The 22,268-nt window shown below is 39.0% G+C and carries 16 protein-coding genes and 1 tRNA gene; 11 read left to right on the top strand and 6 right to left on the bottom strand.

Annotated elements, in window-relative coordinates; genetic code table 11:
* Window positions 1–102: 102 nt before the first annotated feature.
* On the bottom strand, window positions 103–1,218 hold the full coding sequence (locus MSKOL_RS13745) for an FmdE family protein (protein ID WP_231592248.1): 1,116 nt from the start codon (window positions 1,216–1,218) through the stop codon (window positions 103–105).
* 418 nt (window positions 1,219–1,636) lie between these two features.
* A complete protein-coding gene (cofD, locus tag MSKOL_RS13740) occupies window positions 1,637–2,566 on the bottom strand; it encodes a 2-phospho-L-lactate transferase (RefSeq protein ID WP_048157141.1) in 930 nt (309 codons plus the stop codon).
* A gap of 114 nt (window positions 2,567–2,680) precedes the next feature.
* Between cofD and MSKOL_RS13735 the strand changes: the two genes are divergently transcribed.
* From MSKOL_RS13735 to MSKOL_RS18865, 6 genes are all read left to right on the top strand, one after another.
* Complete coding sequence (locus tag MSKOL_RS13735) at window positions 2,681–3,877, top strand: HD domain-containing protein (RefSeq protein WP_048121798.1); 1,197 nt, start codon at window positions 2,681–2,683, stop codon at window positions 3,875–3,877.
* Between the two features lie 123 nt (window positions 3,878–4,000).
* Window positions 4,001–4,423: a hypothetical protein gene (locus tag MSKOL_RS13730; RefSeq protein WP_231592247.1), complete on the top strand. Its 423-nt coding sequence runs from the start codon at window positions 4,001–4,003 to the stop codon at window positions 4,421–4,423.
* 166 nt (window positions 4,424–4,589) lie between these two features.
* Window positions 4,590–5,141, top strand: a complete 552-nt coding sequence (locus MSKOL_RS13725; RefSeq protein ID WP_048121796.1) for a UbiX family flavin prenyltransferase — start codon at window positions 4,590–4,592, stop codon at window positions 5,139–5,141.
* Entirely contained in the window at window positions 5,116–5,289 is a 174-nt protein-coding gene (locus tag MSKOL_RS20390; RefSeq protein WP_156151101.1) for a hypothetical protein, read from the top strand. The genes MSKOL_RS13725 and MSKOL_RS20390 overlap by 26 nt, the downstream gene beginning before the upstream one ends.
* 15 nt (window positions 5,290–5,304) lie before the next feature.
* A tRNA-Pro gene (locus tag MSKOL_RS13720) sits at window positions 5,305–5,379 on the top strand.
* Between the two features lie 679 nt (window positions 5,380–6,058).
* Entirely contained in the window at window positions 6,059–8,092 is a 2,034-nt protein-coding gene (locus tag MSKOL_RS18865; protein ID WP_052725509.1) for a PKD domain-containing protein, read from the top strand.
* A 523-nt stretch (window positions 8,093–8,615) separates the two neighbouring features.
* On the opposite strand, the gene MSKOL_RS13710 is transcribed toward MSKOL_RS18865, so the two are convergent.
* The 3 genes from MSKOL_RS13710 to MSKOL_RS13700 all read right to left on the bottom strand — a co-directional run bounded on the left by MSKOL_RS13710 (window position 8,616) and on the right by MSKOL_RS13700 (window position 13,855).
* The gene (locus MSKOL_RS13710; RefSeq protein WP_231592246.1) at window positions 8,616–10,829 is read right to left on the bottom strand and encodes a hypothetical protein; all 2,214 of its coding nucleotides are present in this window, start codon (window positions 10,827–10,829) and stop codon (window positions 8,616–8,618) included.
* A 443-nt stretch (window positions 10,830–11,272) separates the two neighbouring features.
* Window positions 11,273–12,223, bottom strand: coding sequence for a glycosyltransferase family 2 protein (locus tag MSKOL_RS13705; protein WP_048158375.1), 951 nt, complete (start codon window positions 12,221–12,223; stop codon window positions 11,273–11,275).
* A gap of 1,209 nt (window positions 12,224–13,432) precedes the next feature.
* Window positions 13,433–13,855, bottom strand: coding sequence for a GNAT family N-acetyltransferase (locus tag MSKOL_RS13700; protein ID WP_048157133.1), 423 nt, complete (start codon window positions 13,853–13,855; stop codon window positions 13,433–13,435).
* A gap of 1,063 nt (window positions 13,856–14,918) precedes the next feature.
* Between MSKOL_RS13700 and MSKOL_RS13695 the strand changes: the two genes are divergently transcribed.
* Window positions 14,919–15,806 (top strand): diphthine--ammonia ligase, encoded by an 888-nt coding sequence (locus MSKOL_RS13695; RefSeq protein WP_231592245.1) that lies wholly within the window; start codon window positions 14,919–14,921, stop codon window positions 15,804–15,806.
* A 510-nt stretch (window positions 15,807–16,316) separates the two neighbouring features.
* Here MSKOL_RS13695 and MSKOL_RS13690 read toward each other — a convergent pair.
* Window positions 16,317–16,739, bottom strand: a complete 423-nt coding sequence (locus tag MSKOL_RS13690) for a nucleoside 2-deoxyribosyltransferase (RefSeq protein WP_048121785.1) — start codon at window positions 16,737–16,739, stop codon at window positions 16,317–16,319.
* An 895-nt stretch (window positions 16,740–17,634) separates the two neighbouring features.
* Here MSKOL_RS13690 and argC point away from each other — a divergent pair.
* The 4 genes from argC to pfkC all read left to right on the top strand — a co-directional run bounded on the left by argC (window position 17,635) and on the right by pfkC (window position 22,212).
* Complete coding sequence (gene argC, locus MSKOL_RS13685) at window positions 17,635–18,648, top strand: N-acetyl-gamma-glutamyl-phosphate reductase (protein WP_048157128.1); 1,014 nt, start codon at window positions 17,635–17,637, stop codon at window positions 18,646–18,648.
* A gap of 77 nt (window positions 18,649–18,725) precedes the next feature.
* Window positions 18,726–19,190, top strand: coding sequence for a CBS domain-containing protein (locus tag MSKOL_RS13680; protein ID WP_048121781.1), 465 nt, complete (start codon window positions 18,726–18,728; stop codon window positions 19,188–19,190).
* Window positions 19,191–19,209: 19 nt separating this feature from the next.
* Window positions 19,210–20,397, top strand: coding sequence for a bifunctional ornithine acetyltransferase/N-acetylglutamate synthase (argJ, locus tag MSKOL_RS13675; protein ID WP_048157126.1), 1,188 nt, complete (start codon window positions 19,210–19,212; stop codon window positions 20,395–20,397).
* A 345-nt stretch (window positions 20,398–20,742) separates the two neighbouring features.
* Window positions 20,743–22,212: an ADP-specific phosphofructokinase gene (gene pfkC / locus MSKOL_RS13670; protein ID WP_048157124.1), complete on the top strand. Its 1,470-nt coding sequence runs from the start codon at window positions 20,743–20,745 to the stop codon at window positions 22,210–22,212.
* Window positions 22,213–22,268: the final 56 nt, after the last annotated feature.

The following is a 22,268-nucleotide window of genomic DNA, read 5'->3' as shown; positions in this document are numbered from 1 at the left end:
GGAAGAGAAAGAGGCAGATATGAGGATTACTGGAATCCTCAAACACACCTGATTAAACTTTTTGTGGGTTTAGAGATTAGTTTAATTGTCTGTTCTACTAGCTCAGTTTTCCGAGGGCTGAGTACTCTCTGTCGAATTAAGCAGTCCGAGAACCACATAAGGATTATTGTCTGCTAGCTCCATTTCGCTCAGGGTATCGGCATCAATATCCTTCACTGAAATTACCGAGACAAGTCCTTTTGTGTCCCAATTTTCTTTATCCATAAGCCAGAGATCAGCTAAATATTTCGAGACCCATCCTGGATCATCGTCTTTTGCACCACTGTTCGCATCGACAACGTCAAAGTCAAACCCGAGGACTACTGCTTTCATAGTTCCGGCATTTTTATCCTTGACTACGAAAATACCTGCAGGAGAACCACCTAGAGCTTCGGTTTCGTTATCTGTTAATTTAGAGACCCAGATACCTCCTGTTCCCGGAGTCACATCCCAGCGCTTTACGAAAACATCGTCTTTGCACCAGTTAGGGCAGGAGAAAACCGTATAACTCACTCCATCCTCAAGCGGGTAGTTTTCTTCCATCCAGCCTGCAAGCACATAACCGCTTGAAACTCCTGGACAGAAATGATTGTGCAGTTCCAGGCACTGCATAAGTTCATAATCAAGCTTCCCTGTAGCCCAGGCGTTCGAAATTGAAAGAATAGCAAACTCACGCCCGTCAAATACCGAATTGTTTACTTTTTCACTCCACGCATCTCTCGATTTATTGGTTTTCGAAAGTTTATCAAAGTCTATGTTTTCCGTTACCTTGTAGCTAATTTTACTTTCGTTTTCATCGGAGACCTCGATATAAGTGCACTTCCCGCTGCATTTATTGAAAAATGCAAACCATAGGGGACTATTCCTTGAGTTCTGGACAACAAGGAGATTTTTTGTGTACAGAAGGTCTCTGTTATAAAACTCTGAGTAGAAATCATCCAGGAAAACATAGGACTCTTCAGGAGAGCCTATATCTGTAATAATAAGTGTGTTTTCTGGTCCAATAGCTCCGAGATCTGCTTCGGCTGCAGCAAAGACTTGACCCATCAAGTTCGAGTTACAATTTTCAGCTGCCATTCCTGGAACAGATCCAAGGGAAAGAACAAGGGCAGTCAGGAAAACAAGATAAATGAATTTTGTGCTGATTCTCCTTAGATTTGTTATACCTGCTTTTATCATGCTTTTTTCTCCAAATGAACTAAATTAATGTCTTCTTAGTCTAGTTATAAAAATAGCACTTTCTCGAAATTATTATTTAATTAATAATACAAAATTTATAGATTATGTTTTTTAGTGTTATTTTCAATACCAAATGTATTAAATAAAACTTTCGAATTTTGTTAACGCTGTAAATATACTAGAAAATAGATAAAAAGAGAAATATAAAGTTAAGAAAATGGGTAAGATAAGTAATGAAAAAAATTTGAAGAGAATAAAACAAAAAAAAGTAAAAATACTTATTAGTAAAAATTAAAAGTGTTTAATATAAATAAAAAGTAGTGAAAAATAAAAAGTAGTGAAAAATAAAAAGTAGTGAAAAATAAAAAATAGTGAAAAATAAAAAATAGTAAAAATAAAAAATGGTTAAAATAGGAAATTAAGGACAAGCAATAGTATCAAACAATGCTACCACTAACTCTGCCAGTTCCTTGCTTTTTTTAGTTGAGGTCATAAGAGTATCTGCACGGGAAGCGCGGCATCCAAGCCTCTCAAATGCGAATTCGTCCGCCTGATCCCGTTCATCGAAAACAAAGATGTCCAGGAAGTCCTGATAATATTCCGCAACCCCCATTGAAGAGACCTCAAGCCCGCAGGCCTGCATGAGTTTCCCGGCAGGCCCGCTTACAGGGGCATTGCCAATTATTGGGCTGACTGCAACGACCTTTTTCTTTTTCAGCAGATCTTTCATGCCTGGCAGGGAAATGATAGGCCCTATGCTTGTGATTGGGTTACTTGGCCCTATAAGGATGTTGTCGTCATTTTCAAGGGCTTCGAGTACCTTTGGAGAAATCGAAGCTTCGGAAATTCCCGTTATATCAACACCCAGCACTTCGGGTTCTCCATGTTTTCCGACCCAGAAATCCTGAAAATGTATAATTGACTCAGGAGTTTCTATATAGGTAGAAACAGGATCATCAGACATGGGCAAAATCTTTGCATCAATTCCGAAAATGGACGCAAGCTCTAAAGTCGCATCTGTAAGGGAGATTCCATTACGGATAAAGTTCGAGCGAATTATATGGGTTGCTCTATCACAGTCCCCAAGCTTTATGCTTTCAATGACGCCCAGTTTCTGCATACGTTCATAGGTCAGAAAGGTGTCGTCTTTTATGCCCCACCATCTATTTCGGTCGATCTGGTCCGAGAACAGATAGAGTACTGTATCCAAGTCAGGACAAATCAGATTTCCCGAAATCCAGAGGTCTTCGGCAGTGTTTACAACAACAGTTAATTCTTCTGCTGGGATGATTTCCTTGAGCCCGTCAAGGAGCTTTGGAGTTCCGGTGCCGCCTGAAAATATAATCATGATAATACCATATCCGGCTTTCTTTTAAACTTTCGGGTATCAGGGGTTTCTGCAAAATCTACAGTATCAGAGTAGTAGTAACAACAATATATAATGAGATCTGTCTAAAGAATAATGAAAGTTGTCCTTGATCCCGTACATGGTTACATCGAGCTGGATGATTTAGTTCAGGACCTTCTTTCCACACCCCAGATGCAGCGCCTGAGAAGGATCAAACAGCTTGGGTTTTCAAACCTTGTCTACCCGGGAGCAAATCATTCGCGTTTTGAACATTCGCTTGGAACAATGCATCTTGCATCCACGCTGACCAGGGGTCTAGACTCGATTGAAGAGGACAAGAAAACCGAAATAAAAGCTGCTGCTCTTCTGCATGATATAGGGCATGGACCTTTTTCTCACGTTACCGAGAACGTAATTGATAAATACACGCGGCGCAGGCATGACGATGTAAAGGAAATCCTGGGAAAAGTAGAGATCAGAGAAGTCCTGAGCAAATACGGAATTTCTCCCGGAAACCTTGTAAAACACATAAAAGGAGAAACTTCTCTAGGGCAGATTCTTAGCAGTGAGATTGATGTGGACCGAATGGACTATCTTGTTCGGGATGCTCGTTACACAGGTGTAGCCTTCGGCGTTGTGGATTATAATCGTCTAATAAAGCAGATGAATTTTTACGAGGATAGGCTCGTTGTAGATTATGGTGGTCTAAAAGCTGCCGAATCACTTCTGGTCTCACGTTTCTGGATGAACACATCGGTTTACTATCATCATGTAACCAGGATTTCTGAAGTTATGTGTTCTAGAGCAGTGGAGTATATGATTGAAAATAATGAACTTGACCCGTTTAAGCTCAGGCAGATGGACGATATAGACCTTGTTGCATCTATGAGAAACGCAACCGGATATGCAGGAGAACTTTCACGGCTGCTTGATGCCCGTAAACTCTATAAACGGGCTTTATATGTAGGCCTGGCAGAAGTAGGAAAAGCCGTACTGAGGCACCGTGGCCGAATCAGAAGGGTCGAAAAAGAAATTGCAGAACTGGCAGGGGTTAATCCTGAGTATGTGCTTGTGGACATTCCTAAGACGCCCGAAATGCTGGAAATGCAAGCTATGATAAAAACTGACCACAAGATTATTCCTCTTAACGAAGCTTCTCATTTTGTATCTATCTTACAGGAAGCCCAAATGGATAACTGGAGAATGGGAGTATATAGCCCGAAAGAGTACTGTGAAGCCGTGGGAAAGGCCGCTAGAGACTATTTTGACGTTAAAAAACCCCTTAAACAGTTTAAATTAAGTGATATCTAAAGTAGAGTAGGATAAAATAAAAACAATGTTTTATAAAAAATAAAAATTCTAAAAAATAATAATTCTAAAAAACGTAACGGAAAAACGGATTTTCCTTGAAATTTTAAGGGTCGAGGTAGGAATTTGTTTCAGATTAAACGGAAAGTGGGGAAAATTGAGATTGTACTTGGTGCAAAAAAGGTAGGAGAAGATTACCTTCTGACCCTTACAGGCGGAGAGGAACATGTGGGAGCTGTTGCTGTCGGGCTTTTTGATGAGAAAAACCAGAGAGCAAGTTCATCGGTGATAACAATGCCTGGGCACCGGGAGGAATATCTTGCCCTGGATGGGGCAAGGCAGGTGAGCAGAGCCACAAAGAAGACTTCGGTGTTTGTTGTCGGAATACACCAGGATGATATCACCCCTGAAGAAATAAAAGACATAGTTTTAGCCTCAGGGGAAATGGTGGAAAGCTTCATTTCTTTTTACAAAAAAGGCGACGAACTGGAAGAGCAAGATATAGATTTGAATCAACGGCATGAGATGAATAATAGAAGTAAAGCATAAGATGAGTAAGAAAATAACAGCTAGAGAGATTCATGAAAATAACAGCTAGAGAGATTCATGAAAATAACAGCTAGGAAGATTCATGAAAATAACTGTATAGAGAGAATAATGATAATAGCACAGAGATGAGTTAAAGTATCAGCAGGAACATTAACGGCAGGATAAAATGGAGATAACGGTAGGAATCAGCGGAGCTTCAGGGGTCCAGTATGGAATTCGCCTTCTTGAAGTACTGGAGGAAAAAGGAATAAAAACCCATTTGGTTTTGACGGATGCCGCAAAACAGATAATCGAAATTGAAACTGATTATATTCCAGAGGCAGTGGAAAAACTCGCAACATGGAGCTACGCCCAGAAAGATTTCTCAGCACCAATAGCCAGTGGCTCCTACAGGACAGGGGGAATGGTTATCGCCCCTTGCAGCATGAAAACTCTTGCAGCCGTTGCAAATGGGGTATCTGATACCCTTCTTACAAGAGCCGCAGATGTCTGCCTCAAAGAGGAGAGGAAACTAATCCTGATGACCAGGGAAACCCCGCTTAGCCTCATACACATCGAAAATATGCTCAAAGCTAAAAAAGCAGGAGCAAGTATCCTTCCAGCTTGCCCGGGATTTTATTCGAGACCCCAAACTCTTGAAGACCTTGTAGATATTATGGTGGGAAGAACTCTTGACCTGCTCGGGGTAGAAAATGAGATTTATAGACGCTGGCAATAATGAAAAGAGCCTCAGAGAATCAGAAAGAAATTCAAAATTCTGGGAAGCTCAGGCAGAAAGAGTTTTGATTTTCTCAGTAAAATTTTCCAGAGAAAGCATGACAGGCCCATGTTCTAACGAAAGCTATATAAAGGATAATATCGTTTGAAGGGAAGTACCCCTTGGGATAGTAGGGTAGCTTGGTCCATCCTCGAGCGTTTGGGACGCTTGGACCGCGGTTCAAATCCGCGCTATCCCATTTACATATTTTTTCTAATGCTTTTTTTTAGAACTTTTATTTTTGAAATTTATGTTATGTTTTTTCTATTCTCTTCTCTACCATACCACTTTTGCATAGTGGTTATAATTAATTGATCATGTTTCGCAAAAGAGTGGAATCTATTTTTTAAGCAAACTTAAGATAATTGTTCTCTTCCAGTTTTAAGTAACTGAGTTTACAATTTGGTTTTTTAATTTGTTTACGCTGAGTTGAAAATTCTAAAAGCATTCTTTCACTTTTGGTGTGTAAACCCTCATGAGCCTTTGGCACACGCAGAAGCATGGAAAACTTTGTATTAATGTTAAAGTTTTTCGTAGGAAAGACTGCTGCAGTTTCTACATGAATTTTTTGTATTCACGCCAGATTTCTGTTTAATTTATATAGTTTCGAATATTTTTATTCAATTGTGGGGTAATATAGAAAAGTTTAAAAATTAGTTGAGTTTTGAGACGGTCTCTTAAGGTTATTTTTTTGTAAACTTGGAGATTTTAATATGTATTGTAGAGTTGCCTGTATTTGCCATTGTTTTTCGCATTCAGTGACTTCCATCAAAAAATCAAAAAATATTAAAGTCTCTAATTTTGATCAGTACAGCATTGCAAAAATATTACCTTGTGAAATTATTTTTTGAGTACCTGAAATAGGAAGGAGTTCTAAAATGAATTTTTCAAAGATTGTAATATGTTGCTTCTTAATAAGTATAATAACATGTACTGTTGCCTCTTCGGCTGAATCTTTACCAGAGTCAGATCACCCTTATGCAAATAATTTTGACTATACATGGCCTGCGATAGAAGAATCTGGTGCAACCCAGATGAGGTTACATTTCACAAAATTATCAATTGCTGATTATAGGGATAAATTAACTATTCTAGATACGGAGGGTAATAAACTCGTAACTTATGATCGAAGCAATAACGGAGACGATTTCTGGACTGACTGGTACACTGAAGACGCTATGAAGGTGAGACTTCAGACTGATGGATCAGATACAGCCTATGGATTCAAAATAGACCAGGTAGAGACAAGAACTGATATGGCTCCTCCATCAACTTTACCAGAGTCATATCATTCTTATGCAAATAACTTTGACTATACATGGCCTATAATAAGTGAACCTGGTGCTACTCAGATGAGGTTACATTTCACAAAATTATCAATTGCTGATTATAGGGATAAATTAACTATTCTAGATACGGAGGGTAATAAACTCGTAACTTATGATCGAAGCAATAACGGAGACGATTTCTGGACTGACTGGTACACTGAAGACGCTATGAAGGTGAGACTTCAGACTGATGGATCAGATACAGCCTATGGATTCAAAATAGATCAGGTAGAGACAAGAACTGATATGGCTCCTCCATCAACTTTACCAGAGTCATATCATTCTTATGCAAATAACTTTGACTATACATGGCCTATAATAAGTGAATCTGGTGCTACTCAGATGAGGTTACATTTCACAAAATTATCAATTGCTGATTATAGGGATAAATTAACTATTCTAGATAAGGAGGGTAATAAACTCGTAACTTATGATCGAAGCAATAATGGAGACGATTTCTGGACTGACTGGTACACTGAAGACACTATGAAAGTGAAGCTTCAGACTGACGGATCAGATACAGCCTATGGATTCAAAATAGACAATGTAGAAACCAAACCAGAAAAACCGACCCCACCAATTGCTGACTTCTCTGCATCCCCAACTTCAGGAAATGCCCCATTGAAGGTAACATTTACTGATAAAAGCAGCAATAGTCCAACTTCATGGAAATGGACATTTGGAGATGGAAAAACTTCAACCGAGCAGAATCCTGTGCATACATACACTAAAGCAGGAACTTATACAGTAGTACTTACAGCAAGCAACGCTGGCGGTAGCAATACGGTAACAAAGTCCAAGTATATAACTGTAAAAACAGCTCCTATAAAACCAGTTGCTGCTTTTTCTGCAACTCCTACCTCAGGAAATGCCCCTCTGAAGGTGCAGTTTACTGACAAGAGTACAGGCTCACCCACTTCATGGAAATGGACTTTTGGAGATGGAAAAACCTCCACAGTTAAAACTCCTGTCCACACATATAGTAAAGAAGGAAAATACACTGTCAGTTTAACAGTAAAGAATGCAGCTGGAACAAACACGAAAACAATAAAGAACTATATAACTGTAAAAACAGTTCCAATAAAACCTGTTGCTGCTTTTTCTGCAACTCCAACCTCAGGAAACGCTCCACTGAAGGTACAGTTTACGGATAAAAGTACAGGCTCTCCAACTTCATGGAAATGGAGTTTCGGAGATGGAAAAACCTCCACAGTTAAAACTCCTGTCCACACATATAGTAAAGAAGGAAAATACACTGTCAGTTTAACAGTAAAGAATGCAGCTGGAACAAACACGAAAACAATAAAGAACTATATAACTGTAAAAACAGCTCCAATAAAACCTGTTGCTTCATTTTCTGCAACTCCAACCTCAGGAAAAGCTCCACTGAAGGTACAGTTTACGGATAAAAGTACAGGCTCTCCAACTTCATGGAAATGGAGTTTCGGAGACGGAACATATTCAATTAAGAAAAATCCTTCATACACATACGATGAGGCAGGGAAATATACGGTCAGCTTAACAGTGAAGAATGCTGCAGGAACAAACACGAAAACAATAAAGAACTATATTGTCGTAAAATAATTAAAGGCACATGTTACTGCTTTTTCAGCTGCTTCAACCTTCTAAAAATCTTCTTGAAAGTGCAACTTACTGACAAAAGTACAGGCTCTCCAACTTCATGGAAATGGAGTTTTGGAGACGTACTTATTCGACAGTCAAGAATATTGCACACACAGACATTAAAGCAGAATATATACTGTAAGCTTAACGGTAGAGTCTGTTAAGGGCAGTAACACTAAAACTATGGCTGGATATGTTACAGTTTTCAAAAAATGGAGACTTTAAATTGAAAAGACGATAAAATGTCAAGGCTGAAGGGTTTGGGGGAATTATTTTTAAAATATGACAAAATGGCTAATTATATTTTTTCTGTGGTAAGTACATTTGAGATGCCATATCTGGCTCAACTCATCAGATAAAAAAGCTCAGTGAATGAAAATTAAAAGTGAGGATTTCCATTCAATTTGAAGACCACTCAATTTGAAGGGGATACCTATGGCCTATCAAAAATTAAAAAAGTTGAATTTCAAACTACCCCCTGAAATTACGAAGAGTCGGTTAATCGAACATTTTGAACTTCTATGCTCAATTCTCTGCTATCTTCATTTTTTAACTCTGGAATATTACTTGGGATATCAGCTCCTTCTGGCACATGCAGAAGAATGAGATTTTCGCCTTCCTTTAAGCTAATTGGAACAGATAACCTGGAAAGTTCTGTACTGATAGTTTGTCTATCTTGAAGAGTTTTGCCATTGTAAACCTCCAGAGTTCTCGGACGTTGGAAACTGAGTGCATTAAAATTTAGTGTGGCATTTCTGGAGCTATTCGAATAAACTAATATTGTAGCATTATTTGATATCCATCGAGCTGGTTCTAAATTTAATGTTTCCAGTGAGTTCCATCCGTCTTTTAAGACCATAAATGATTTTAGAGGCTCTTTTTTGACGTGGTACACAATTAGGGAGTCCTTTTCATAGGTTTTTCGTTCCGCATTGAGATTCATTTGGATTAGTTTCTCGGCAAAGTCAATTTCTGTGTCATTCATATAATTTGTATGCAAAACAATATACGAGATGTTATAATAATTTAAAATTGATGTTCCGACTTGATCTATATCCTGATCCAGAATATCATCAGTAGATTGCAAATAAGTTAATTCCCTTACCACAGGTGTATTTAATTCAAAATTTCTTGCAGTAGATGGATATCTGGCAGCCCAGTTACCTATGACGGATTTTCCATGTATTGTCTGGTAATAAATGATGGTTGAACCTGCTACATAATCTTTAGTTGCAGGGATTTCAAGCAATGCGTAATTACCTTTATCCTGTGAAATCTCTTTGTAAAACGAGGGTTCATCGACAGGCGATAAAGATACAGGAACTGCTAAATATTCAAAAATTATCAAACCAGTTATTACAATTACAGTTGCCTTTTTATTTATCCTGTTGGATTTTAGCAGTTCTGAAGCTCCATAACCCAGCAAAACTGCGAATGAAAGCGAAGCAATTACAAAAAATCTACCCGATGTCCGGCAGTTGTCCAGAAATGGGATCAAATAATACAAAGCTAAATACGGAAGAGGAACAGTAGTATTGAATTCTGTAAACGAGGTCTTACCGTTTACATGAAGAAGTGGGCCAAGGCTGATTATCGAAAAAGATAAGGCAGCTATCAGCCAGAATTTTACATGTTTGTTTCCTTTCAGTCTATAAGCTGCAAATAAAGAGAGTAAAATCACAGTGTATCCGATAAACATCGTATTTTCACTGGTGTTTCCTGAAAAATTGTTATAAATATTTGTCATGATATTCCCAAAAACGGGATGCAAAACCGAAGGAAGAAAAAAGCTCAGTAAATCAGCTGAATACGTGACTGTTTCAGAGGGATTTAATTTTAAAAAGTTATCACTGGATGTAGCTGTTAAAATGTTTTCCAGGGCGAGAGGTATTATACCTATAAATGAAACAAATCCGAATAAGGCGTACTTGTAGAATATTCTTTTCAGTGTTTCTATATAACCTCTTTTTTCTGTTATTAAAAAAACGTATATTTCATATACAAACAGCAACATCACGAAAATTCCCATAAACATCATATATTGAAGGTCGCTCATGGCTACGAGAATAAAGAATATTCCTGCAAAAAAACTGTTTCGAACTCCACCTTCTTTAAACATTTTCATCAAGTATAGGGCGCAGAAAGGTATCCACTCAATACTATTTGCTCCAAAATGGCCAAGTGAATGTACAAAATGATAAGGTGAAAAAGCAAACACAATTCCAGCTATGAAGGAAGAAGTCCTGTCACCTGTCAGATATCTTACAAGCAGATATGTACCGTATGCTCCAAAAATAAATGAGAATAACCATAGTATGGTATACACTACATGAATTTCTATTATACTGGATAACACGTATGAAAGGATTTGATTAAATGCCGACTGAAAGGGTGAAGCTGGGATTCCATCCGGATAAAATATTAAATAGTCGTGTGTTAAGTTTGTTAGGCCAGGGTTGAATATGGCTACTGGAGTATACCAGAGTATTCTTATCCACTGAAATGCGTCTCCGCCTCCCGGAATATAATTGCATATCTTGAAAACTACAGGATAAGTAAGTATAAAAGTTAGTAAAGTGTAAAGTATTAAGACACTGGTATGTTCTTTCAAACTTTTTTTATAATCATTCAATATCTGGCTATCAATTAAGTGTTTTTTTAGCCATTTTTGTGTGCCCGATATCATTGTACCTCTCATGGGTAAAATTCGATAATCATTTTACTCGGTTATTTTCAAGTTTATTTGGGATCATCCTCTAACCCGTCACCTAACTAATTAATTTCATATAATTTTATATATTATTAATTCTGTCTCTTCGTCATTCCTTATTACTCTTGTTTGTATAGAATTTCGAGGGTATTATTAAGTTAGTGGTTCAGACTCTGATAAGAGTCATAAGTAACTCTATATCTTTTGTAGAAAATTTACGATTTTTGCCGGTCATTTCTCTGGCTGTTTCGAAAACTTTCTGAAACACCATCTCCATTAGTTATAAATGAACAACCGGCATTTTCGGGCATATCTTTATTCATTAATTTCTATCTTTTGGAGTTATCTGGATAAGGTCTCTATGGAGCTGGTAAAACATTAAACCCAAAATTATGGAGCTGGTAAAACATTAAACCCGAAATAACGCAATTTTACCTGCCATTTTCCAGTTCATAGCTATCGTATTTTATTATATAATCATCGTTATTTCTCAAGTTTGTGATCAGTTCTCCTATCAGGCCAAGGGAGATAAACTGAGCCCCAGTGACTGTAAGTAAGATTCCAAGCATGAGAAGAGGCCGATCTCCTATTTTTAATCCTGTTGCCCACGAAACCATTAAGTATACGGATATAATTATTCCGGATAACCCAAGAAGGATTCCTATGCCTCCGAAAATGTGTAGAGGCCTCTTTTTGTATATCATAAGAAATGTAACTGTTATAAGATCCAGAAATCCTTTCAATAGCCTTTCGACTCCATACTTTGAGTTTCCATGTATTCTCGGGTGATGTTCAACTTCAATCTCTCCTACGGTGTAACCTTTCCAGTAAACAAGAGCCGGGATGTAACGATGGAGCTCTCCATACACATTTATATTTTTTACAACATAGCTATTGTACGCTTTGTACCCGCAGTTGAAGTCGTGAATGTTGACTCCGGTTATGAATCGAGTTAACCGGTTAAAGTATTTTGAAGGCAGCGTTTTCGAAATAGGGTCTTGTCTTTTGTTTTTCCAGCCGGAAACCATGTCATACTTTTTTAGTTTTTCTATAAACCTGGGGATTTCTTTTGGATCGTCCTGTAGGTCCCCGTCCAGAGTAATGACAATATCCCCTTTTGACCTTTTGAATCCACAGGACAGAGCTGCAGCCTTTCCATAATTTCTCTGAAACCTTACAATCTTGACTTTAGAGTTTTTTATTTTTTTTATTTCTTCAAAAGTACTATCTGTGGACCCATCGTCAATAAAAATTATTTCATATGTTTTCTCAATTAGGTGAGGTAGTGAAAGGGTATTGCATAGTTTCTCATATAATTCCAGTATATTTTCCTCTTCGTTATAGACCGGGATTATAATTGATATATTGGGTTTACTAGACATGCATATCCTCTGGAATGGGGCAGCACACTCTGGAAAATACGCTGGAGTATGTGCTGTATAAATTGCTTCTGCTGTATAATTTCTTGATTCTGGAACTGATTTTTTTTTGAGATGCATATATCTAAAATATATATAAATGTCCATTTAAATATCCAATACTCATAAAAATACAACTATATATACTACTGTACATGATTTGCCTGGAGGTACGGTCCAGTCTTTCTAACCAGATGTCAAAATAATCCAAAACCATCGATACTCAAGCTACCGAGAAATATACTACCACTTTAATCCATTCTTACCTATATCTACTAAATAATGTGAATAAGTGTTTAACTGCAAAGCAGTCCAAACTTTCGGTGCTCAAACTATCGATATATGGGACATAACTGCAACCCATTTTTACCTACTCCCACTAAATAATGCAAATAGGAATTTAACTACTTTTCTGGCTCTTCGTAGTTTTTCTTAATTGTTTTAGAGATTGTCAAATTATCTCTTGTTTGGAGCTGTTACTACATTTCCTTCCAATTTATTCCCCGATTTTGAATATTTTTGACGTAATATTTTTGCATTGGTCAGCGGTTAAGGTTTAAAAATGCCATTCTTGCCACGGATTTTATATTACTCAAATATATTCAATTTGTTCAATGATGTTCCAATCTCCCCTTACTCTTGAAAGTACGATGCGGAAATACGAAATCGAAGCAAATCTCTCGATAAGTGATAGCAACTGGCACGATTGCTTTACTCTCAAACTTGTCTAATTTCTTCATCAGTATGTAATTCACGGCATCGAAAAGCTTGCAAAAAAACCAGGCAGAAAACTTAATCAGAAATTCAAGAATTTCCAGGATATTCTTTCTAAATTTGTTGAAAATTGTACTGAAAAACTGCGGAGTGAATCTAACTTTTGAGGCTCTGGGGTCTATATATAAAAGTCAGGCTTTGGGTCTACATGTTAATCGAAAAAGGTTTAGAGATCGATATATTAATGAATAGTTATAGTGTTCCGAAATCGATTTCATAGGAGTAAAAATTCCTTAACCGCTGACCAATGAGCGTTGATCGCTATTTTTTGTCAATAGCAAGGTTTTGCTAAGAATAAGAGTTAGTAGTAAGTCCCATAGTTTTTTTATTTTTGTCTTTTATCTTTGATTTGCCCTGCCATAACGCGTTTGAAACCCTTAATTCTTCAAAAAAAATATTTCATTCCCATTCCATCAAAATCTGCACGCAACTTGTATACTCATCAACCTCTTCGCCAGTCGCCACAAACCCGCACTTTTCATAAAAGTGAAATGCACTCTTGTTTTCTCTGTAAACTTTTAAGGATAACCTTCCTTTCAGGGTCTTTGCATATTCGAGAAGGGCCGTGCCGATTCCTTGACCCTGCATTTCCGGCACTACGAAGAGGGCGCAGACGTGTTCTCCAACAAGGGAGATGAATCCTGCAATCTTCCCTTCGTCCTCAAAAATAAAGTTTTCAGCGAGTGGAAGGTACTTCTCTTTCATTGCGTTCTTTTGCGAAGCCCAGAATGAGGCCGGGATAAAGAAATGGGCAATAACGGAAGCTTCATACCAGATTCTTACCATTTCTTCAAGGTCAGTTTTCCTGTAGCTTCGGATCAATTTATCAACTTTCCTTTCTCTTTTGGATCAAATTATCGACTTTCATTTCTTTCTTGTATAAAGTCATTGACTTTTATTTCTATTTTTAACCAATTTATAAACTTTCATTTTCATTTTTAATTAATTTGCCGACTTTCTTTTCTATTTTGGATCAATTTATTGACTTTGATTTCTATTGGGTCAATTTATTGATTTTTCTTATTTCCGGAGCAACTTGATGGTTTTCCTTAGTTTCTAACATTTATTCTTTTCCCTATAATTGAAGATTAGTTTACCGGATTTCTATTTGTTAAGACTTCTTTTACCTATGTAAAGTTAACAAATGCTTTCATAAACAAGGTGCTCTAAGCTGAAAGCTCCTGAAAATGCCTGAAAGCAAGAACTGTATATAAAAAATGTAGGTAAACACAAGTTATATATATAGTGAAAATAGTCTAAAAAATGCCAGACCGAGCGAGCTTCGGCCTGAAAAAAAGGCTTTCATAAAAATAGGTCCGAATCAAAAAGAAAAAGTCGGAAAAATTCGCTATTATTTCACTCCACTGACTCGATTTGGTGGATCAAGTCATTGGTGTATTTGTCGGAGAACTCCACTTGTGGACTGAATGGAACGATCTTTACCAGCTTCCCATATCTGGAGACGTACATATCAGGCCCATGTGAAGTTTTCACTTTTGTGAAATTATATCCGTTCACAAAGGTCACTATTTTAACCTCCAGTAGTTATTATGTTGGGCATTCTATATTAAAATTTTTTTACCTAATAATCGTTATAGATTCTAGCTTCTGCAACTGATCTTTTCTCAACTAATTCCAATTCAGATGTAATTACATATTTAATTTAAAAAGAGGGTTTTAACACTTCATTAATATAAAGGGCATCTTTATAACTCCTTTTCATTCTCTTTTTTCCGCCTACGGGTAAGTGTGCTTTCAAACTAATCCTTCAGGGCCCATTTGCTGATATAGGGAAGAAACTTGGCCTAACAGGTTTTGAGGAATTTCGGAGAAACATCGGTGAAAAACAAAAGACTTTTTTTCAAATTGTGCATGTATATGGAAGATGAGAACCAATCCAACTTCAGCCAGGATCGATGAAAGCAAGATCGATGAAAGCAAGATCGATGAAAGCAAGATCGATGAAAGCAAGATCGATGAAAGCAAGATCGATGAAAGCAAGATCGATGAAAGCAAGATTGATGAAAGCAAGATTGATGAAAGCAAGATTGATGAAAGCAAGATTGATGAAAGCAAGATCGATGAAAGCAAGATCGATGAAAGCAAAAGTGACAAAGGCAGGGTGGTTGTTTCATGGACAGGAGGAAAGGACGGTTGTCTTGCATGTTACAGGGCAATCTCGGAAGGTTTTGAGGTTTCCCATCTCCTGAACTTCAGGGAAATTCAGAGGCGCGGCTCCCATGACATCAGTCCTGACCTGGTTTATGCACAGTCTGAGACGCTTGGAATTCCTCTTATCCATAAAGACTTTGTTTCATATGAACAGGAATTCAAAACAGTGGTCCGTAATTTAATGGATAGCGGGGAGAAAATAGACGGGGCTGTTTTCGGGCATATCGGCACACACGAGAAACTTGTAGAAAGGATATGCGGGGACCTGGGCCTTGAGTTAATAATGCCTCTCTGGCAGAGGAATCCCGAACAGATCATAAACGACCTCATAAATTCTGGGTTTGAGGTGATCCTGCTCAGCGTCAAAGCCGATTTGCTAGGGAAAGAGTGGCTGGGCCGAAAAATCGATGAAAATTTCATACGCGACCTGAAAAATCACAATCCTTCAATCGATCCATGTGGTGAAAACGGGGAATTCCATACCTTTGTTACTGACGGCCCGTTGTTCAAAAACAAAATAAAGGTCATAGAGAGTGAAATGGTCTTAAGGGGAAGCTACTGGTTCCTGGAGATCTCAAAGTTTGAGGTCGAGAAAAAATAAGCCTACACATTAGGCTTTCAAAGCCTGAACATTTTGCTTCATCTTTTATTAAGCCTGTTTCATTCTGGAGTCAAGGTTATTCAGTCAGAACTCTAAAAGTTAGTAGTTCCTTTAAACTCCATATTTAGAGCGGTAGCACAAACATGCCCATGCAAGCAACAGGGTGCACCAGCATAACTTTGATTTCCTGATATGTTATCTGTGATTTTGTCTTCAAGAGTAAATTCTGATAAACGGAAAAAGTAGTTCGGGTCACAAGTAGCTCCGAGCAAAGAAAAATTGGGACTAAAGAAAAATTGGGATCAAAGAAAAATTGAGACTAAAGGAAAGTTGGGATCAAAGAAAAATGTGATCAAAGAAAAATGAGACCAAAGAAAAATGTGATCAAAGAAAAATGAGACCAAAGAAAAATGTGATCAAAGAAAAATGAGACCAAAGAAAAATGTGATCAAAGAAAAGTTGGGACCTAAAAGTTCGGGAACAGAGACAGTTAGAAGTCAGCCACTAAAGTTACCGGAATTTTTCTATCATTTTCAGCAGTTCGTCTTCATCCTTTGCAAGGGAGACTATAGCCATCTCTACCATAAGGTTAACAATCCCATCGGAGAGAGATCTAAAATCGGTTCGAATACCGATGACAGGCTTTTCCTTTGCATAAGCGTAGCCTATCTCCCAGGCAGTTCCTGAGTCTACATCCACACCATCCAGAACTGCAACTACAATGTCAGAACCGTCCAGACCCTCCACACATTTATTGAAAATACACTCCTGATTTTGTTTTTCGCGTTCATCTACCGTATCCTCTGCATCTTCCTGTGGTAAAAAAACCAAAAATCCTTTACTGAGCAGCAAATCCCTCAATCTACCGTTATAATCGAGTTCTGCATGGCTGAAGAGGGGACCTGCAAGATAGACTGTCTTCTTTCTGTTCATGATTTTTTCTTCCTGACACTTAAGGGGTATGTCGCAAATTTTCCTATAGTAAGATAGTCTCCAAAGATAAAATCATTTACCTGTAAACTTCCAATTTCCGGCGCTAAGTGCCTTAGCAATTTTCATCTGGAATATACTTATATATTAAAAAATTTAAATCTTACTGATTTAAAATTATATGAGTCGTTCTCTCTAGAATTCGGAAAGAAAACCTGCACAATTTAATTTACTAATAAATTTGTGAAAAAACTTCCATAATTAAATTTACTGACAAATTTGTGAAAAAACTTCCATAATTAAATTTACTGACAAATTTGTGAAAAAACCTTCATAATTAAATTTACTGATAAATTTGGGGAGTTTCCATTATAAGGCTTCCTTATGATTAGCGTCTTCTAGCTAGATGCCCTGAACCGGGAAAAGTAAACTTCTTATCCTTTACGAAAGTAGACAATCAGCAGTAAGTTTGGAATCCAGGCAGAAGCTTTCAGGAAAAATTTCGATTATCAAAGCAGATTTCACTTGAGATCTGTTTATTGAGAAGTTGAAGAAGTATCTTTAACTCAACATATTCATATCTAACTCAACATATCCAATTTACTTTGTAATTTAATTATAAAAGCGCATATCTAATTCAATTTGTAATTTTATTGCAGAAGTTCAATTTAATTTCCTTTATAGATCGGTTATGTAAAGAATTCTACTGATATTGATTACAAGTTGAGATCTCCTTTAAAAAACTGTGCTTACGAAAAAAGGTATGGCTCTGTAGCCGGAACCAGCTTTTCTAGCAGACCTCATTACATCAATTAATAACAGAAACAGGTTTTATATTTGTTTTTTTCAATAACAAATTTAATTATCTTGTATTAGTATTACACAGGCAGTGACATTTATGATTAAGGCTGGAATAATAGGAGCTTCGGGATATACGGGAGGAGAACTCCTGCGCTTGCTCGTTAACCACTCGAATGTCAAGGTAGAGCTGGCAACTTCCCGAAGCCTTGCAGGGAAGCCTGTAACGAGCACTCACAGGCATCTTGAAGGTTTTCTCGACCTGAAATATGAAAATCCTGACTCTGAAGATATAAGGGAGCGCTGTGACGTAGTTTTTCTTGCAGTACCTCACGGAACTGGTATGAACTATGTACCTGAACTGCTTGACGGCAACACTAAGGTTGTTGACCTTAGCGCGGACTACAGGCTTGAAACCTCAGAATTTGAGAAAATCTACGGGATAAAGCATAGCGACCCGAGAAATGCCGTTTACGGGCTTGTAGAGCTTCACCCTGAAGTCGCAGATGAAAATTTCGTGGCAAACCCGGGGTGTTTTCCTACAGGGGCAACCCTTGCAGCAGCCCCGCTTGCAGCAGCTGGACTGATCGATATTGCGGTTTTTGATTCCAAAACAGGAATCTCAGGAGCTGGGATCTCACCCACTCAAAACTCACATTATCCAAACCTGGCGGAAAATATCATCCCATACAAACTTACAGCTCACAGGCATAGGGCTGAAATTGTCCAGGAACTGACCGGGCTTGATGGAAAGCTCAGGAACATTAATTTCACTCCCCATGTAATTCCATCTATCAGGGGGATCTTTACAACTGCTCACCTCTTTACAAAAGAACCTCTCTCCGCGGACGACTTAAAGACAATTTACGAGGAATTTTACAGGGACAGGCCGTTTATAAGGTTCCCCTCAGGAGTTCCTTCCTTAACCGCAGTCAGAGGTTCTAACTTCTGTGATATAAGCTTTGAAGCAGATAAGGAAAATAACAGGGTTGTCGTGCTCTCTGCAATCGATAACCTGGTCAAAGGTGCTTCCGGACAGGCTATCCAGAATATGAACCTTATGTTCGGACTGGACGAGAAATCTGGGCTCTGGCTGCCTGCTGCAGCTCCGTAAACTTAACCAAAGCAAGAAAATATAACTGGTGACGGATTAAATTAAAGAATAGAATTTGTCTCAAGGGGTATAGTCAGATGAATGTAAAAGATGTCATGAACCCGAACGTTGTTTTCTGCAAGCCTGATGATACAGTCCGGGAAGCGGCAAGAGTCCTGAAGGAAAACAATATCAGTGGAGCACCTGTCCTTGACGGTGAAGAGCTTGTGGGAATCATAAGTGAAGCGGACCTGCTAAAACTGCTGATACTCCCCGAAAAGGGGGAACTCTGGCTTCCAAGCCCCTTTGAGGTTATCGAGGTTCCTATCAGGGAACTCCTTGGCTGGGAGGAAACAAAGAAGATGCTCTCTGATGTGGGTTCCACAAAGATAGAAGAGATTATGATAAGGGATGTGCACACAATCTCTTCCGAGGCATCTGTTGAAGAGGCATCCGAGCATATGATAAGGCACAGGATCAACAGGCTTCCTGTAACTGAGGACAACCGCGTGGTGGGGATAATTACTCGCGGCGATATTATCGAAGGTCTTGCAAAGCTCTGAGGAAAAAGGAGAGTCTTTCATGAAGGAAATAGAAGGTGGAATCTGTGCAGTAAAGGGTGTATCTGCAAACGGAATTAAAACCGGAAAAATGGGATTGACTGTCATTCTTGCACAGGGGCCTGCAGCAGGCGTTTTTACAAAAAATAAGGTCACAGCAGCTCCGGTTACCCTTAGTAAGGGAGTAATCGATACTCATCACCGTCTTTCGGGAGTAATTGTAAATAGTGGAAACGCAAACGCCTTTACAGGCGATGACGGCTTTCTGGATGCGATGGAAATGGCATCCGTACTTGCCCAGAAGCTTGGTCTTGAAGCTGACACGGTTGCAGTTGCCTCGACAGGAGTAATTGGCAGAAGGCTTGATGTCTCCTTAATCGCGGAACATCTCCCTGAAGTCCTCAAAGGGCTGGGCAGTTCTCCTGAGTGCAGCCGTGAAGCTGCAAAAGCAATGATGACCACGGATAGGGTCGTAAAAGAAGTAGCTATTGAGATGGACTGCGGGATCAGGATAGGAGCCATTGCCAAAGGTTCGGGGATGATTGAACCCAATATGGGAACTATGCTATGTTTTGCATATACCGATGCGAAAGTGCCTGCCGACGTACTGGATGCTGCTCTCAGAATAGCAGTGGATAAAACTTTCAATATGGTCGTGGTTGACGGGGATACAAGCACAAACGACATGGTCCTCCTTACTTCCACCTGCAAGTCTGGAGTCAAGCCCTGTATGGATTGTCTGGATGACTTTGAGGAGGGGTTGATTTACGTCTTCACCGAGCTTGCGAAGAAAATGGCAAAAGACGGAGAAGGAGCTACAAAACTTATTGAAGCCAGGGTAGTTGGCGCAAAAACACACGAGGACGCTAAACTTGTTGCAAAGGCAATTGTACGTTCTCCTCTGGTTAAGTCCGCAATTTTCGGAAAGGACCCAAACTGGGGAAGGGTTGTAGCCGCCGCAGGCTACTCAGGTGCCGAACTTGAACAGGAAATGCTTTCTCTCTCTTTCTCAGGAGGAGGAGAAGAGGTTGAACTTGTAAATTCCGGCGAGATTTCCAGTTCTTCGGATCTCGAGCTTTTGAAAAAAATAATGGCAAATGAAGAAATTGTCATTACCCTTAACCTCAATCTGGGAGAGGAACAGGCAACAGCCTGGGGTTGCGACCTGACCTATGACTATGTCAGGATTAATGCAGAATATACGACTTAATGCAGTGTTTAATGTAGTGTTGAATACTTAATACCATATTGAATACAGGCTTAACGCCAGTATATAACTTACTGCAGTACAGGACTGGAAAAACAGGACTGGCACAGGACTGAAAATACAGGACTGAAAATACAGGACTAAAAAAGCAGGACTGATACAGGACTAAAAAAACAGGACTGACTACAGGAATGATATACAGGCTGAAAAACAGGTGGAAGGAAATAAAAAATGTAAACAAGATTAATTCGAAATATAAATGAAGTTACTTCGGGAAAAATCCGGGTTTTCCCCTAGTCCCTGAAAATTATTTCAGGTTCATATCTATATTTCCAGGGGGTTTCTCAAGTGGATATACAAGAATGGGAACAGCGTTACAATGATGCTTTTTACGATGTCAAAAAAGCCCTTCCTTATCTGGAAGGCATGTTTGTAGCTTACAACAGTAATATCGATGCTATCAAGCACCTTACAGACAAAGAACTGTCTATGCTTATGGGGCTTTTTAATGAGGCTGAGATTCAGGCAAGAGTTGAAACATACCCAAGAGAAATAAAAGAGCCTCTTGATTTCATGGCTCGCCTGCTGATTTCCATGCGAGAGGGCAAAGCCGCTGAAATTCCTACCCATACCTCGGATACTCATGAATGGCTGAAAGAGCACCTGGGTTTTGACTATGCACGCATGGGCGGCCAGGCAGGAATAATTTCCAATCTTCTTGCCCGCCTTGGGATAAAAAAAGTGGTGGCGTATATTCCCTGGCTTTCCGAAGAACAGGCAGAATATTTTGTGGCTTCTGACAATCTTCTGCACCCTAAGGTAGAAGATGGAAAGGTTGTACTTAAACCCCCGCGAGAAGCCTTCAAACCCGGAACCGAGTCAAAAGTCAACTGGATTTTTGAGTATTCCAAAGGCATGGACGTAACCTGCGGTGGAAGCAAATTCCAGATCCCGAGAGATAACCGCCTTATAATCTCTTCCCGCCCAAAATGGATACGCCTTGACATGGACAGGGAAATTTATGAGCACCTCGATTCACTCTTTCCGATTGACGGGGCAATGCTTTCAGGTTATCAGATGATAAAAGAGCAGTACGAGGATGGGTCTACGTATAAGGACTATGTTTCTCATTCCGTGAAAGCTATTGAGAAACTCAAGGCTCTAAATCCTGAACTCCGCATTCATGTAGAACTTACATCCATTCAGAACAGGGTAATAAGAAAGGCTATCCTGACCGAAATTGTCGCCAAACATGTTCATTCCCTGGGCCTTGATACCGTAGAAGTGGCAAATGCCCTGAACGTCCTGGGGCATGAAGAACTCTCTTATTCCGTGATAAGAAAAGAAGAGACCGGGATAACCTCTCTTTACCATGGAGCTGTTCAGCTTTTAAAGGACCTGTCGCTTGAAAGGGTCCATGTTCATTCTCTTGGCTTTTACATTTGTGTCCTTGCAAAAGGCCATCCTCTTACACTTAAAGAACACAGGGATGCTCTGCTCTTTTCCTCAACTCTGGCCGGTGCCAAAGCCCTTAAAGGAAAAATTGAGAACCTTGAGGACGTAGAAGCAGGATTGGAGGTTCCGGTTTCAAGTAAAGGCATAGAAGACCTGGAGAACTTCAGGGTTTACTGTGTAGGGAAGAAACTCTGTACTCATGAGGAGTTCGAATACGGATATCTTTATGGGTCTGACCATGATGCGGTTTTAATTCCTTCCAAGGTGGTAGATAAGCCCAAAGCAACAGTCGGGATAGGTGATGCAATCTCGGCAGGAGCTTTTGCAGCCATGCTTGCAAGAATGAAACAGGATCAGGCATGAAAATAAATTCTCTTTGACGTATCCAAAGTTGTACATTTGCCTTCCACTCATTTGCC

Origin of the sequence: Methanosarcina sp. Kolksee, assembly GCF_000969945.1 — an archaeon.
Taxonomy (GTDB): domain Archaea; phylum Halobacteriota; class Methanosarcinia; order Methanosarcinales; family Methanosarcinaceae; genus Methanosarcina; species Methanosarcina vacuolata.
The sequence above is the reverse complement of the archived record's forward strand: the minus strand, read 5'-3'. Positions and strand labels throughout refer to the sequence as shown.

Excerpts from the sequence above, each read along its gene's own strand:
- argC (WP_048157128.1), top strand. The coding sequence starts at position 17,635 with ATGATTAAGGCTGGAATAATAGGAGCTTCGGGATATACGGGAGGAGAA.
- MSKOL_RS13695 (WP_231592245.1), top strand. The coding sequence starts at position 14,919 with ATGAGAACCAATCCAACTTCAGCCAGGATCGATGAAAGCAAGATCGAT.
- MSKOL_RS13735 (WP_048121798.1), top strand. The coding sequence starts at position 2,681 with ATGAAAGTTGTCCTTGATCCCGTACATGGTTACATCGAGCTGGATGAT.
- MSKOL_RS13745 (WP_231592248.1), bottom strand. The coding sequence starts at position 1,218 with ATGATAAAAGCAGGTATAACAAATCTAAGGAGAATCAGCACAAAATTC.
- cofD (WP_048157141.1), bottom strand. The coding sequence starts at position 2,566 with ATGATTATATTTTCAGGCGGCACCGGAACTCCAAAGCTCCTTGACGGG.
- MSKOL_RS18865 (WP_052725509.1), top strand. The coding sequence starts at position 6,059 with ATGAATTTTTCAAAGATTGTAATATGTTGCTTCTTAATAAGTATAATA.
- argJ (WP_048157126.1), top strand. The coding sequence starts at position 19,210 with ATGAAGGAAATAGAAGGTGGAATCTGTGCAGTAAAGGGTGTATCTGCA.
- MSKOL_RS13705 (WP_048158375.1), bottom strand. The coding sequence starts at position 12,223 with ATGTCTAGTAAACCCAATATATCAATTATAATCCCGGTCTATAACGAA.
- MSKOL_RS13680 (WP_048121781.1), top strand. The coding sequence starts at position 18,726 with ATGAATGTAAAAGATGTCATGAACCCGAACGTTGTTTTCTGCAAGCCT.
- MSKOL_RS13725 (WP_048121796.1), top strand. The coding sequence starts at position 4,590 with ATGGAGATAACGGTAGGAATCAGCGGAGCTTCAGGGGTCCAGTATGGA.
- MSKOL_RS13690 (WP_048121785.1), bottom strand. The coding sequence starts at position 16,739 with ATGAACAGAAAGAAGACAGTCTATCTTGCAGGTCCCCTCTTCAGCCAT.
- MSKOL_RS13710 (WP_231592246.1), bottom strand. The coding sequence starts at position 10,829 with ATGAGAGGTACAATGATATCGGGCACACAAAAATGGCTAAAAAAACAC.
- MSKOL_RS20390 (WP_156151101.1), top strand. The coding sequence starts at position 5,116 with ATGAGATTTATAGACGCTGGCAATAATGAAAAGAGCCTCAGAGAATCA.